Annotated in this window: 12 protein-coding genes and 1 other annotated feature; all 12 genes read right to left on the reverse strand. The window is 54.9% G+C overall.

Annotated elements, in window-relative coordinates:
* Positions 1–565: 565 nt before the first annotated feature.
* Complete coding sequence (gene asd, locus DFP98_RS29575) at positions 566–1,651, reverse strand: aspartate-semialdehyde dehydrogenase (RefSeq protein ID WP_116064242.1); 1,086 nt, start codon at positions 1,649–1,651, stop codon at positions 566–568.
* A gap of 137 nt (positions 1,652–1,788) precedes the next feature.
* Positions 1,789–2,052 (reverse strand) — a binding site (T-box leader).
* Between the two features lie 73 nt (positions 2,053–2,125).
* Complete coding sequence (locus tag DFP98_RS29580) at positions 2,126–2,749, reverse strand: RpnC/YadD family protein (protein ID WP_116064243.1); 624 nt, start codon at positions 2,747–2,749, stop codon at positions 2,126–2,128.
* Between the two features lie 187 nt (positions 2,750–2,936).
* Entirely contained in the window at positions 2,937–3,203 is a 267-nt protein-coding gene (locus tag DFP98_RS29585; RefSeq protein WP_116064244.1) for a CD3324 family protein, read from the reverse strand.
* Between the two features lie 339 nt (positions 3,204–3,542).
* Complete coding sequence (locus DFP98_RS29590; RefSeq protein WP_116064245.1) at positions 3,543–4,115, reverse strand: GNAT family N-acetyltransferase; 573 nt, start codon at positions 4,113–4,115, stop codon at positions 3,543–3,545.
* Positions 4,116–4,153: 38 nt separating this feature from the next.
* Positions 4,154–4,480 (reverse strand): YnfA family protein, encoded by a 327-nt coding sequence (locus DFP98_RS29595; protein WP_116064246.1) that lies wholly within the window; start codon positions 4,478–4,480, stop codon positions 4,154–4,156.
* A gap of 91 nt (positions 4,481–4,571) precedes the next feature.
* A complete protein-coding gene (locus DFP98_RS29600; protein WP_116064247.1) occupies positions 4,572–5,567 on the reverse strand; it encodes a hypothetical protein in 996 nt (331 codons plus the stop codon).
* On the reverse strand, positions 5,564–6,109 hold the full coding sequence (locus tag DFP98_RS29605; protein ID WP_246016867.1) for an RNA polymerase sigma factor: 546 nt from the start codon (positions 6,107–6,109) through the stop codon (positions 5,564–5,566). Before DFP98_RS29605 ends, DFP98_RS29600 begins: the two co-directional genes overlap by 4 nt.
* A 117-nt stretch (positions 6,110–6,226) precedes the next feature.
* Positions 6,227–8,230: an AraC family transcriptional regulator gene (locus tag DFP98_RS29610; RefSeq protein ID WP_116064329.1), complete on the reverse strand. Its 2,004-nt coding sequence runs from the start codon at positions 8,228–8,230 to the stop codon at positions 6,227–6,229.
* Positions 8,231–8,552: 322 nt separating this feature from the next.
* On the reverse strand, positions 8,553–10,838 hold the full coding sequence (metE, locus tag DFP98_RS29615; protein ID WP_116064248.1) for a 5-methyltetrahydropteroyltriglutamate--homocysteine S-methyltransferase: 2,286 nt from the start codon (positions 10,836–10,838) through the stop codon (positions 8,553–8,555).
* Between the two features lie 301 nt (positions 10,839–11,139).
* A complete protein-coding gene (locus tag DFP98_RS29620) occupies positions 11,140–12,051 on the reverse strand; it encodes a LysR family transcriptional regulator (protein WP_116064249.1) in 912 nt (303 codons plus the stop codon).
* Between the two features lie 108 nt (positions 12,052–12,159).
* Positions 12,160–13,299: a toxic anion resistance protein gene (locus DFP98_RS29625; RefSeq protein ID WP_116064250.1), complete on the reverse strand. Its 1,140-nt coding sequence runs from the start codon at positions 13,297–13,299 to the stop codon at positions 12,160–12,162.
* 23 nt (positions 13,300–13,322) lie between these two features.
* A complete protein-coding gene (locus tag DFP98_RS29630) occupies positions 13,323–15,011 on the reverse strand; it encodes a vWA domain-containing protein (RefSeq protein WP_116064251.1) in 1,689 nt (562 codons plus the stop codon).
* Between the last annotated feature and the right edge of the window lie 6 nt (positions 15,012–15,017).

The following is a 15,017-nucleotide window of genomic DNA, read 5'->3' on the forward strand; positions in this document are numbered from 1 at the left end:
TCCGTAACTCAAGCATACAAAAAAACGCCCAAGGCTGACGGATTTCATTCCGTTTTGTGCCTTGAGCGAAGCGAAAGGAATGGGAATAATCATGACCCACAACGTTTCCAATTTATTGGATATTAAACTTTTACGACGGATCTCTTTGCACACATGAGCTTACGCAGGGAAGTTAGTCGAAAATTCGTACAACGCAGCTCGAACCAGGCTTAAACGGCGGACGTTTGTAGGAAAAACCGCACAAAGCAACTCGGCTCAGACTCAAACGACGAACGTTTGTAGGGAAAATCGTATAAATCAACCAGGATCGGGGATTGTATGCCACTAAAGCGTCTTCGATAAGTATACGAATAGCTTCTCGGAATTATCTGGAAGTGTTGTGGGTCAAATGTAGCCCGTAGACTGCCTCATACGCTCCTGAAACTACCTTGTAACGGGTTTACCCATTCAGATTTCAGGAGCGTATAGCATCGGAGGAAGGTATATACATCTTGCATCTTTAATATCGATAACTTTCAGAGCAACTTGACCTGTTTATGGGACAACCCCTTGCGTTAGTTCATGCTTATTTTGCCTGAATGTAGCCTTCCGCCTTAAGCAGCTCGGCGATCAGCACCGCTCCGCCGGCGGCGCCGCGAAGCGTGTTGTGCGACAGTCCGACAAATTTGAAGTCGTACAGGGAATCCTCGCGCAGACGTCCGGCGGACACGCCCATGCCGCGCTCGATGTCGCGATCCAGATTCGTCTGCGGCCTGTTCTCCTCTTCGAAATACGTAATGAACTGCTTCGGAGCGCTCGGCAAGCCAAGCTGCTGCGGACGGCCTGCGAACTCGCTCCAGCGCCGCAAAATCTCTTCCTTGGAAGGTTTGTTCTCGAACGAGACAAATACGGTTGCCAAGTGGCCGTCCGTGACCGGAACGCGGATACACTGCGTCGTAATGAGCGGAGCGTTCGCCTTCACGATCTCGCCATCTTCGACGCTGCCCCAGATGCGCAGCGGCTCCTGCTCGCTCTTCTCTTCTTCTCCGCCAATGTACGGAATGACGTTGTCGAGCATTTCCGGCCAGTCGGTGAAGTTTTTGCCTGCGCCGGAAATCGCCTGATACGTCGAAGCGACAACCTTCGTCGGTTTAAACTCCTGCAGCGCGTGCAGCATCGGCACATAGCTCTGAATGGAACAGTTCGGCTTAACGGCGATAAAGCCGGTCTCTGTGCCGAGCCGTTTACGCTGCGCCGCGATCACGTCCAGATGACCCGGATTGATCTCCGGAATGACCATCGGAACGTCGGGCGTCCAGCGGTGCGCGGAGTTGTTGGAGACGACCGGCGTGCCCGTCTTGGCGTACGCTTCCTCCAGCGCCTGAATTTCATTTTTCTTCATATCGACCGCGCAGAAAATAAAATCGACCTGCGAAGCGACCTCTTCCACCTTGGATGCGTCCAACACGACGATATTTTTGACCGAATCGGGAATCTCTCCGGCCAGCTTCCATCTGCCTTGGACCGATTGCTCGTAAGTTTTTCCCGCCGAGTTCGCGCTTGCCGCGATCGTCGTTACTTCAAACCAAGGGTGACCGTCCAGCAGCTGCACGAACCGCTGTCCGACCATCCCCGTTCCTCCGACTATTCCGACTTTCAATTTGTTTGACATCGTTTATTCCAGTCCTTTCCATGCCGCTTATTTTTACGGAGCCTCATACCTAATTACTATTCAAGCCGAATCCAATGGTGCGCAGCTTGCGCCGGCTTTGCGCTTCAACAAAAAAATCCCACCCCCAAGACTTCAGCCTTAGGGACGAGATTGTGTGCTCGCGGTACCACCCCGGATTCGCCGATATGTCGCCATATCCGCCTCTTCAAGTACGGCATTGCCCAGCAATGCTTATACTCTAGCTCTGTAACAGGAGCGCCTGTCGCGCCACCCCCTCGTAAGCGAGGTTCCGACGCGCTGCTCGGAGTCTTTTTTCAGTAAAGCATCCTCTGCCCCTTCCCAGCTGCCGGAGCTCTCTGCGAAAGAATGGCTTTACCTACTCTTCTCTTCATCGCATTTGTTATTGCGATTATATTATCAAATAACGCAACGGAGGTAAAGCTATTTTTCTTCCGAGCCTGCTCGAACAGCCTGCTATACCGTTGCCTTGAGCTCGTCGATTCGCTTCGCAGGCAGTCCGGTCATCTCCTCCACCATCGCTGGGTCAAGTCCCTTCGCCAGCATTTTGGCGGCGATTTCTTCTTTGCCCTTCAGCACTCCCGCTTCGATTCCTTTCTCTAAGCCTTCCTCTAGGCCTTTCTCCATGCCTTTCCTCTCCCAGGAAGTCAACCACTCCATGATCGCAGCCTCCTTTTTCAGATCCGTTTGCTCTATTTTCTTCGCTAATTGTTTGTTCTCCGCTTCCGTCAACGGCAAGTACGTTTCGAAAAATACGGTTAGCAGCTTCATCCTCGCCGGGTCCAGCTCCAGCCGTGTAACCATCCGCAGAAACTCTAGCTTTACCGTTACGCGTTCCTTCTTATTATACCCCATACTGCTCAGCAGCGCAGCAGCCACCGGGTTCTTCGTGCGTATAAAACGACGCCAGTTCTTGTGACGCAATTGAACCACATAATACCGAAAGGTCAGCACTCTTAGAAACGGGAAAGCCCACTCGAACGAAGACGGCTCCTTGGCCCGGCGTCTATGACTGAAAATTGCAATCGGAAGAATGCGATGACGATATTTCTCGTAAAGCTTACCCGAATAGAGAAACATCCGCTGCGGAAAATCAGCAGCCGATCATGATCCGCGTTCATCGCCTTGCCCCTCCCTGCAGCCCGCCCGGTCGCCAATAAAATAGAAAAGCCGCCCGTTCCCCTGAATCCATCAGGAGAAAGAGCGGCGTGTGCTTCACGACCGAATTTTCTTTTTTACCATTCGCGATATGCACCTCTATGCCCGTTCATGACGTTTTAACAATAATTTTACGAATGCTGTCTCCAGACAGATGATATTTGCCCACAAGCTCGGAAACGGTCATTCCGTCCGAGTGCAGACGGCGGATTTCCTTGTTGCGTTCCGCGAGCAGCTTTCTCGTCCCGCTGACTTCCCCCCAACGCGCGCGACACTCGTTCGGCTTGGGAATATAGATCAGCTCGCCTCCCACGTAGTTCTGTAACTCCTGCAACAAACTAGGGGGAAGCACATCTCTCCCGTTTTTGTAAATCAAGTTGGCCCTCCTTCAATTCTAACGCCCCGATAATGGATAACATTTCTTTCGCAGATCCTTTAGCCATGCTCGATTTCTCCTCCTTTATCCGAGTGTAATGTGCCATATGGCGATCACGAACGCGTTGTTCGTATTTCCAGTATATTGAAAACCGCTTTGCCTTACAAGTGAAAAAGGAGGCCTTGCGGCCTCCTCCCTAATTGACGATCTCCGTCTAAGCGGAGATCACCTCAGGATGGTAGATCAATTCGATCATCTCCTTTCCGGCAAATTCGTCGGCCCGACAACTACATTGTACGACCGTTTACCGCCCTACATAAAGTGAATAAACGGCTATAATCAAACTTTACCGCCGTCCTTCGTTTTCCGGTAAGCGCGCTCGTGGTAGCGCGTGATAGCTTTGAACAGTTCCCTTCCGTCATCGGCGAGCGGTATAGCGGCATCAAAGCCAAGCGACATCGCCCGATACGTCTCGGGAACCCATATATAGACATGAACGTATTCGGTCAGCCGAAAACCCGCGCTTTGCCAAAAACGGATGCGCTTCGCGTTCTCGTCCGTCTCCTCCGCTTCGACTTCAATAACGATGCCGCGGCATTCCGGCTTCGCGCCGACGGCCCAGTCCCGAAGTTGCAAGACGCAGCTTCGACCGATTCCTCGACCCTGACGCGATCGCCGTACGGCTATGTAATCGACGATCAGCACTTCGGAGCGATCGTCGAATGCCGTCAGCGCCATCGCTGCGGCTTCATTCTGCATGCGCCACACATGCAGCGTGCAGAGACCGCGCTCGAACATGCGTCTGACAATCGCTTCGCTTTTCCTTCCATGCTCGGGGAACGCTTCCCGATAAATGACGTCCGCCTCCGTCCACAGCGCCTCGTCCCAGCTATCCGTCGTTACGTGCTCCATGCGCTAGTTGTCTCCACCCGTCTTGATATCGTCTTCCTTTAACTTCTCGGCGCCCACAACATGATCGAAACGCCGACGATACAGACCGCCGCTCCAAGCCAATCATACAGATCGGGCGTCTTCTTGTCGACGAGCCAGCCCCACAAAACGGCCAATACGACGAACACGCCTCCGTACGCCGCGTACACGCGTCCGAAGGAAGGAAAGCTCTGCAGAGTCGGGATAATTCCGTACAGTACGAGAATCAATCCTCCAGCTATCCCGTACCAATAAGGCTTCGATTCCCGCAACCATAGCCACACCAAATACCCTCCGCCGATTTCAGCGAGACCGGCCAACACGAAGATCACAATCGCCCCAACCACGATGTCGCCCCTTCCTTATCCAGGCGGCAGCCCATTGGCAGCGCCGACATGCGAAGGCTGCTCCCCTTTCGGGAAACAGCCTTTGTTCTTCTTATTGTACCACTTCCGCAAGCTTGTTGTCCTGCGTATAAGCGTATATTCGGACACCGTCGCCTTGCTCCGCTGACGGAGTATACACTTCGAACAGCCCTGCAGCTTCATCGTAGACAAGTCGATCCTCGTTACCCGCCCCCAGCGCTTCCCGCACGCTTGCCCACTGAAGCCGTCCGTGCTCCTCTTTAAAAATGTAGATTTGATTTTGCTTGTGCGTCGCAACTATCGCTTCCTCACGGCCGTCCCCGTCAAGATCCCGTTCGTAGGTCGCCGCATCGAATTCCGCGAAGGTGCTGACGCCTCCCTCGTCCTTCTTCACGTAGAAGGCGCACGCCTCCCCGTCGATTCTGCACTGCTGCCTGTCAATCTTGAGCACCTCTTGACCGAACAGCCGCGTCGCGCTAAAGTCGTCGCCGTCCAAATAACCGAAGCCGTAGTGGAAAAGCTGGCCGGGCTTGGAGAGGCCTTCGATGACAAAGCCGAAATAGACGATTATTCCGTTTTTGTCGCTCTTCGGCAGATCTTCGTTATTTATAAGCGTATACCGCAACGTTGTACCGAATCCCGGGATTTCCTTCTTATCGATCAACTCGATATCGGTCAACGGAATCTGCTCGACGTACCCCGTGTTTCTTAGCGGACTATACTTGTTGGATAGTCCGGGCAAAATGTCCGGATCGCTTCCGTAGATCGTTTGCCCTTTCGTCAATATCCGCGCTTCCAGCGGCTGAAACGTCATAGCCTTCTCTGCTCCGGCCGCCGCTCCCTGCGGGCGAGCTGTATCGACGCTCCCGCTCGGCCAGTAGACGACAAGAAGGAGCGCCGCCAGACAAGCCGCTACCGTTCCGGCCAGCCTCGGCCACAGCCCTGCAATCCGGCGCGGTCTTCGCTCAATCGCCCCCAGCACCTTCAGCTTCATCTCGTCCGTAAACCTTTCCTCTTGGAACAAGCCTTCCTTAACTCGTTTTTCCCAGGCGGACGAACCGTCGCTCATCGTTCCATCTCCTTCCGTTTTCTGTCCATCGCCTGGCGCGCCCGATGCAATCTCGACTTGACCGTGCCCTCCGACACGCTCAGCAGTCCCGCGATCTCGGGCATCGTCAGCCCGTGCTCAAGCGTGAGCAGCAGCACCTCGCGCAGCTTAACCGACAGGCTCATCATTGCCGCTCTGATCTCGCGAACGGACTGCTCTTCCAAATAAGCCGTTTCGGCAGACTCCCCGACTCCCGCCGGCTTCACCCATTCGAACAGCACAATTCGCCGCACGTAGCTCGACTTCATCTCGTTGATGGCCAGATTTCTCGTTATCGAGAACAGCCAGGTTTTGACCGAGGAGCTTCCCCGGAACGAGCCGAAGCCGCGATATGCTCTAATAAACACTTCCTGCGCAATATCTTTGGCCTGCTCTCGGTTTTTCGTAATGGCATACGCGTAACGCCTGACGTCGTCGCCGTATTCGGTCATCAGATCGTCCAGCTCGGATTTGTCCAGCTTGTCCTTGTATGCCAAGTATTGAAGCTCCATCTGGGAGTCCATCGTTTCACCTCCAACCTATTAGACAAGAGCGTCTTGCGAATCGTTCCCTTACTAATAAAATAGAACAATCGGCCCTCTCCCGATACGGAGACGAGCCGACTGACTTACACGTGCGCGTTATTGTTTATTATTCAGCAGCAAGCCCACGATCGTATCCAGCTGCTGCTCCAGCGAATACGGGTCCTCCATCACAAATTCATCATAATACTCGTTGCCGAATACGTAAACCCGATTGTTCTGAACGGCGGGCAGCCCTTTCCACAGCTTGCTGTCCATCATTTTGTCGGTCGCTTCCTTCGCGCCGTAATAGACGAAAATATGATCGCCCATATATTCCGGCAGCATTTCCGCAGAGATCGACTCGAACCCTGCCTTCATGTTTTTGGCGATATCGGTCGGCGGCAACTGCAGCGTACCATAGATGGTAGAGGAGCCGTAATTGCCTCCCTCGGCAGCCAAGACGAAGGCGGCTTTGTCGGCGAATTGCACGACGGACACGGTCTCCCCTTCCTTGACGATGCCTTTGATTTGCTCCCGCGCCTCCGCGGCCTTCTTCTCGTAATCGGCGATCCATTGCTCCGCTTCTTCCCGCTTGCCGAATATATCGCTGACGCTCCTGAACTTCTCCAGCGGTCCCGCAGTGGACATTTCCGGCGTCCAATACGGCAGAAATACGGTCGTGCCGATTTTCTCGTATTGCTCGATGCTGTCCTCTACCGAACCGATAATCAAATCCGGCTCCAGAGAAGTCAGCTTCTCCAGGTTCATCGGAAATCCGCCCAAATCCTCGATTTTCGCCAGCGTCTCTTTCTCGATTCCCGCCCCAGCCATCCATCCTTCGTCGAGCATAAACGTTCGGACGCCGATCGGAACGATGCCTAGCTTGAGCAGATGTCCCATATATTGATCGGCGGCGACCCGCTGCGGATTGGCCGGCACGACAACATCCCCCTTGGGCGTCGATATCGTTCTCGTAGTCGGCTGCGCCTCCTGCTCCTGGCCGCCCGTCGCAGATGCGCTTGGCGAAGTCGCCGGTTCGCCGGACTTGGCGCTTGCGGACGGCTGCGCCGCGGAGTCGGCAGGACTGTTAGTTGAATTCGAGCAAGCCCCCATAAGCAGCGTTAATCCGAGTACAGTAGTCATTGCCGCGATTTTACTTCTCTTTTGCATGTCAAGCTCTCTCCCTGTCATCATCTGATAATGATTTTCAATATCAGTATACGGGAGCTCGGAAATTCGAGAAACGGCAATTCCTTGCATCGCGGTGGGCAAATCCTGATTTTCCGAAAGTCTGCCGCCGCACTGCCTGTAATAGGTAGGAGCGACTCCCGTATGCTTCTTGAAGCTTCTACTTAAAGAGTGCGCGTCCGGAAAACCGACAGCTTCGGCAATTTCCTGCAATGTCGCCTCCGTCTCCACGAGCAGCTGCATCGTTCGCAGCGCTCTGACTTGGCCCAGAAAATGAATAGGACTCGTGTGAAGCTTCAGCTTGAACAGGCGCGACAAGTGTCCCGAGCTGTAATCGAGCGCCTTCGCGATCGCGTCCAGCGTCAACGGACGGTTATAGTGCTCCTGGATGTAACGGACCGCCTCCGCCACCATATCGGGCTTCACAGGTTCGACCTGCTGCTGATGCAGCTGCCAGAGCAATTCGTAAATGAACTGGTAGAAGAGCGATTTGACTTGAACCTTGCTCAGCTCGGTAGCTTCCCGCCACTCTCGACACATCCTCTCGACTTTGTCGCTCAGCAGCATCGGATAACGCGGGGCGAAAACATATCTGAACTGAAACGGATTTCCTTCCTCCATCAGCCTGGCGATCTCCGAGCGGTCGGGAGCTGACGGAGAAGCCCGGTATAAGATCAGGCAGTACGCCAGCTCTTCCTCCGCCGTAATGGTCAGGCTTGTTCCCTTGCCGCAGTGTACCAGATGATGAGATCTGACTTTATGGCATACCCTATCCAGACAGATTTGTCCTATTCCCCGTTTGATATAGAGAAAAGAGCTGGCAGGCAGCCGGTAGTCCCGAAGCTCTTCCAACCGCTCCATTTCTTTGTCGCGAATATCGATCAACTCGATGTACACTTGATTCCACAACCGGATATGGTTGTCCAACTTCATGAAACCGCTCGCCCCCGAATCTGAGCTTCCGTTCGAAATACATTCGTTATTCTGCATATTCTCCATCTTAGATGATAAGTTTTCTCAATGGCAAGCGCAAAGCCCGATTCCTCGCCGAAAAAATTGAAAAGACTGTCCCAAAGACAGCGCAGCTTGAGACGCTCGATAAAAAAAGAAGGTGCATGCACCTCCCGGAGACTGTCTCATACGTTCCTGAAATCGCCTTGCAACGGGTTTCCCCATGCAGATTTCGGGAGCGTATAGCATCAGAGGGAGATACATACACCTTCCGTCTTGTTCATCGATTAACTTTCACAGGAAATTACTGAGCCAAATGCTTCTCACGGGCAATTTGAGTCGCCGCAACCATATTGCGCAAGGAAGCAACCGTCTCTTCCTGTCCGCGCGTCTTCAAACCGCAGTCCGGGTTGATCCAGAACAGCTGCGGATCAAGTACGCGCAACGCACGGTCGATCATGCCGGACATCTCCTCGACGTTCGGTACACGCGGGCTGTGGATGTCGTAGACACCCAGACCAATGCCCAGCTTGTAGGTGTTTTCCTCGAAGCTATGAATCAGCTCTCCATGGCTGCGCGAAGTCTCGATAGAGATAACGTCCGCATCCATCTCTTCGATCGAGTCGATCATGTCGTGGAATTCGCAATAGCACATATGCGTGTGAATTTGCGTCTCGTTCTGCACCGTGCAAGTCGTCATCCGGAACGCCTTAACCGCCCAATTCAGATATTCCGCCTGATCCTGCTCCTTGAGCGGCAGTCCTTCGCGCACCGCCGGCTCGTCGACCTGGATCATTCCGATACCGGCCTGCTCCAGCGCTTCTACTTCTTGTCTGAGCGCATAAGCGAGCTGGTACGCGATTTGCTCGCGCGGAATGTCGTCGCGAACGAACGACCAGTTCATAATCGTAATCGGTCCGGTCAGCATGCCTTTGACAGGACGGTCCGTTTGCGACTGAGCGTACTTCGTCTCTTCGACGGTCATCGCCTGTTCGAATGCCACGTCGCCGTAGATAACCGGAGGCTTAACGCAGCGGGAGCCGTAGGACTGTACCCAGCCGTTCTGCGTAAACGCAAAGCCGGCCAGCTTCTCGCCGAAAAATTCAACCATGTCCGTACGCTCGAACTCGCCGTGCACAAGCACGTCGATACCGATTTCTTCCTGCAGCTTGATCCACAGATCGATCTGTTCGCGAATGAAGGCGGCGTAGCGCTCCTCGTTCCATTCGCCTTTGCGCCAGAGCTGGCGAGCTTTGCGCACCTCGGCGGACTGCGGGAAGCTGCCGATCGTCGTCGTCGGGAACAGCGGCAACTGCCACTTGTTCTGCTGCGCGATCCGGCGCTGCTCGAACGCGCTGGCGCGCGCCGGCTCTGCTCCGCTAATTCCCGCCACCGCTTGCTGGACGTCGGCGCGATTGCGCTCCGCCGATTGTCTCAGCGCCTCTACGGCACGCTGGCTGGCAGCCAGCTCAGCAGCGATCGCTTCTCTGCCTTCGTTCGCTGCTTTGGTCAACAACGCGATTTCCGTCAGCTTCTCATCGGCGAAAGCGAGCGCTCCTTTTAATTCCGCCGCCAGCTTCGTCTCGTTCTCCGTTGTGACCGGCACGTGAAGCAGGCTGCACGACGACTGCACGATCAGCCGATCGCCGCTGACGTATTTGCCAAGCTGCTCAAGCACTTCCAGCTTCTCGCCAAGCGCCGCTTTCCAGATGCCGCGTCCGTCGATAACGCCTGCGCCCAACACCTTGTCCTGCGGGAAGCCGAACTCACGGATCGCCGCCAGGTTGCCGGCCGCTCCGTGAACAAAATCGAGACCGATGCCTTTAACCGGCAGCGAGACAATGTCCGCATAGCTTTCAACCGATTCAAAATACGTTTGCAGCAGGATGTTCAGCTCGGGAACCGCAGCCGCGAACGCTCCGTATATCGTCTGCAAGCGGCGAACGTCCTCCGCGTCGATTTTCGTCACCGCGATCGGCTCGTCGATCTGTACCCAACGGACGCCTTCCAGAGCCAGCTCTCGCAAAACTTGAACGTAAAGCGGCAGCAAGCGTTCCAGCCACGAATCCGTCTCCGCTTTGGCGTAGCCTTTGGACAGCTTCAGGAACGTCAGCGGCCCCAGCAGCACCGGTTTGCCTTCGATGCCCAGCTTCTCCTTCGCTTCGCGATAAGCCTGCAGCGGCTTGTTTTCGGTCAGCGCCGGCTGCGCACCGTCCAGTTCAGGAACAATATAATGGTAGTTCGTGTTGAACCATTTTGTCATTTCGCTAGCTGCCGCTTCCTTCGTGCCGCGTGCGATTCCGTAGTAGACCGACAGCGAAACCGCACCGCCTTCGTATTTGAACCGTTGCGGAACGATGCCGAACATCGTTGCCGTATCGAGCACATGATCGTAGTAGCTGAAGTCGTTGACCGGAATCAGGTCAATGCCTTTGTCTTTCTGCTTGCGAAGATGAGCCAGACGGATGTCGCGCAGCTTTTCCACGAATTCCGCTTCTTCCAGCTTGCCTGCCCAGAACGCTTCCAACGCTTTCTTCCATTCCCGATCCGCGCCGATTCGCGGGTATCCCAAAATACTGCTTTGCGCCATCTCGTAACACTCCTATATAAGTTGTTACGTAGAAGATAGCACGGATTTTTAGATATAGTGTAACTCTCAAATCCTATATCTGGATATAGCTATTCCCTATATCGCAAATCGCGTTAGGGCGTGTATGCATACTCCGAGGATAGTAGATATTGCCGAATTTTCGTTCCATGCAAGGAACTTTTGTGAAGGCGTACGGGGGGTACGTCAAGCAAAAGTGACGCAGCAGGGGGCGAAAAGGCGGTGAAAGATACCTCTGAGCGGGTTTGCATACACGCCCTAGGCCCCAACCCGCTGCTCAGGCTTATTTGGGGTCAGGCGCCGTCGCTCGCTCCAGCGCTTCAACATACGCCGCTCCAAGCTTCGTAAGCGCCGCATTGCGATGCGAAATCCAACCGACGTTGATCGTCTCGCTGCAGTCCAGCGGTACGGGAATAATCTCGTTGCCGTTCAAATCCTTGCTCAGCACTCCCGTCGAAATCGTGTAGCCGTTTAAGCCGATCAGCAAATTAAACAGCGTCGCACGGTCGCTGACGCGAATGCTCTTTTTACGGGACAACGTGCTCAAGATCTCTTCGGCAAAATGAAAGGAGTTGTATTCCCCCTGATCAAACGACAAATACGGGTACTCCTGCAATTGATCAATCGTGACGATGGCGTGTTTGGCTAGCGGATTGTGGATGCTGATGAAAATGTGCGGCTTAGCCGTAAACAGGCTCGTAAACTGCAGATTGGCGCTTCTCAGCAGCTTGTGGATGACTTTGCCGTTAAACTCGTTCACGTACAAAATGCCGATCTCGCTGCGCATCGTACTGACATCTTCGATGATCTCGTGCGTTTTCGTCTCGCGCAGCGTCAGCTCGTATTCATCGTGACCGTACTCCTTGACAAGACTGACGAAGGCGTTGACCGCGAACGCATAGTGCTGGGTCGAGACCGAGAAATGCTGCGGAGACGGCTTGGCGTTCAAGTACCGGCTTTCCAGCAGCTCGGCCTGCTCGACGACCTGCCGGGCGTAGCTCAGAAATTCGACTCCTTCTTTGGACAACGAGATTCCTTTGTTCGATCGATCGAAGATGGCGATCTGCAGCTCCTCTTCCAAATCCTTGATTGCGTTGGACAGGCTGGGCTGGGAAATAAACAGTCGTTTGGCCGCTTCGTTGATGGAGCCGCGGTTCGCCACTTCGATCACGTATTTGAGTTGCTGCAAAGTCAAGACTATTCCTCCGTACTCCGTAATACCGAAATTCTATCACTGATTCGCAGGAAAGTCATGATTTCGGAGAGCCTGGAGCAAAAGAAAATCGAGGCGAAGCATGCCCGATCAAATGCCGAGTCTTTGCCCTTTCTCCAGGCGCCGGATCTGCTGTTCGCCCTGGTCGGCCAGCTCGCGGAATTGGCTGATCGTATCCCGCATACGGGGCAGCGCTTCCTGTTTGTAGGCGCTGATCGAATCGAGCGCTGCCAGCACGTCCGTGAACGCCTGCTTCAGCGTCTCCACCGACACGCTCGTCTCGAGCGCCTGCTTATGGATCGTCGCTCCTTGCTCCTTCAGCATGCGGGAGGTGCCGGCGATCAGCTCGTTCGTCGTCTGGTTGAGCAGCTCGATCTTCTTGAGCACAATCCGCTGGTTAAAGAGCGCGCTGGCTACCGTTACGGAAATGCGCAGCGCCGAGATGGTCACATTTTTCGCCCGGTCGACGCCGCGAATCAGCTCCTTGTTGTTGCGGATGACGACCTCGATCGCCATTATTCCCTGCTGATTGACGACGAGCATCTGCTGCAGGTCCATTACGCGCTGGCGAAGAGGAAACAGCACTTCCTCGGTAATGAAGCGGATTTTGTCCGGATCCTCGGCACGCTGCCGCGCCGCCTCGATCTGCCCCTCGATCGATTCGTCCATCAGCATGCCGAGCTGAATTTCCTTCTGCAGCCTCTTGGTCAGCTCGCGTAGCGTCTGCTGCTCCAGCTCCAGCGTCGTATTGTCGTTTTTGAGCGTTGCTTTGCCTTTGTCGAGCGAGACGACGATATCGGCAATCACGATGTCGGCCTTCTGATATTTCAGAAAATAGGCGCGCAGCGGATTGAACAGCTTGCCTAGCATGCCGCGCTTGGCGAAATCGACGGCGCTCGGGTCCAAATCCTTGAGCTGCGTATGCAGCTCGGCCAGCCCTTTGGCCACCTGGCCGCCCTCGTCCCCCGTACGCGCCAGATTGCCGACGGACACTTCCAGAAGCTTGTTTTTGTCTGCGGACGACTTCATCGTGCCGAGGCCGAAGCTTTCGATCGATTGCACGATCTCCTTGCGTTTGTCCAGCGACTCGACGTCAAGCGTCATAATCGCCGCCACATTCGCGTCGGCCAGCTGCTTCAGCTTGGCTACCTCCTCGGGCACGGGCTTAACTTCCTGCTCAATTACCGCCTTAATCTGTTCCGGGCTGGCGACTTCCATTGAGAATGACATCCGGATCCCCCTCCGTATTCAAATCACATCTGTACGTTAAACAGGTTGCCGATCTTGTAGACGACGTCGTCCGTATCGGCATTGATGCTGGCCGCCTCGTTAATGCCGGAAATGCTCTGCAGCGCCTTGATGTTGGCATTGTAGCCTATGGTGTAGATCGGCACTTTGTACGCTTCGACGAGATCTTTAACGTCGTTAAGAGAGTAGCCCTCGTTCGTCTCCCCGTCGCTCAGGACGAAAATAACCGGCTTGCCGTTGGGATTGACCCGCAGCTCGTCTTGCAGCATTTTGAGCGCCACGACGATCCCGTCGAACGTCGCCGTTCCGCCGCCGGACTGCAGGCTGTTCACCGCCCCGACGAACATCGACTGCTGGTTCGTATCGTACTTCCCGATCGGCAGATGGATCGTGACGTCGCTCGAGTAGGAAACGAAGCCGATGCTGTTGTCTCGGCCAAGATATTTCTGCCCCTTCAACAGCGACTCCTTAAGCCGATTTAACGGTTCGCCGTCCATGCTGCCGGACACGTCCGCGACGAATACCGCCACGATCGGCTTGCCGGCGTTTTTCTTCTCCTTCCACAGCTTCTGAGCGGCAGAGAGCAGCGCGCCATCCGGAACGGCCAGCTCCGGCGTATATTCCTCCAGCCCGTTAAAGCCCAGCTTTTCCGCCGCTTGCTGGTATTGCTCCTGCTGAACGAAATCGGCGAACCGCTTGATCAGCTCGACCTTTTCCGGCGGCAGATCGCCCAGCGCATAGAGCGGACTGTCATGCCGGACGCCAAACGGCGTAAACACATAACCTCCCTTGAGATCGGCGGCATTGATATAGGTTTGATACTCCAGTACGAAGCCGTCCAGCATGCCTGATTTGGCCGCGTCGCGCATCTGAATCGTTGTCGAAGCGATGAACGGCACGTTGGCCTGGAACTTCTCGAAGCCTGCGACCGCCTTCTCTCCGAGCAGGTTCGAGCTGTCGAACGAATCCAGCGCCGTCAGCAGGAAGTTGAGGCCCGTAGAGCTGGCGAACGGGTCGGTATAGCCCATCGCAAACTCGTTGCCGGCGATCGCCTCCGTCACCGTCTTTACGTTCACCGCTCCGTATTTCTCCATGAGCGCGTCGTATTTCGCCTTGGCGATGACGATACCCGGCACGTTGCCGGCCAGCCTCTTCGCGACCAGCTCCGTTCTGACGCCGCTTGCCTTGACCATCTCGCCCCACAGCTCGTTGGAGGGGGTGAACGCGTCGGGTATGTACTTGCCGGACGCAATGTAGTCGGTGGCCGTCCCCGAAGCGATGTTTCTCACCTTGACCGATGCGGCTTGACCGTTCACCTCGATTCCCGCCCGGTTGAATTCAGCCGCGACTTCGGTCAGCCAGCCGTCGACGCCGGAGCCGGATTTCTCTGTCGAGGAAAAAATTTCGACATAAAAGCCGGTCGTGTTGTCTACCGTCACCGGAAACTTGGAGATGTCCGGCAACGCTTCGGCCACGTCCGCCGGATCGAGATCGATCTGCCCCTTCACCGGCTCTGCGCTCGACACGGAGAGGTCCGAAAACAGCCTGCTCAGCCGCTTCTCCGCGTTCTCCGAGCTTAGCTCCGCCTTCGTTTTTCCCAGGTTGGAGGTCAGACTGATTCCCCAATAGACCAAAGCAAACACGATCGCCAGCAGGAAGACGGACACTAAAGCAAATTTGCGCGGTTTAGCCAACTCCCC

Source organism: Cohnella phaseoli, assembly GCF_003386235.1.
GTDB lineage: Bacteria > Bacillota > Bacilli > Paenibacillales > Paenibacillaceae > Cohnella > Cohnella phaseoli.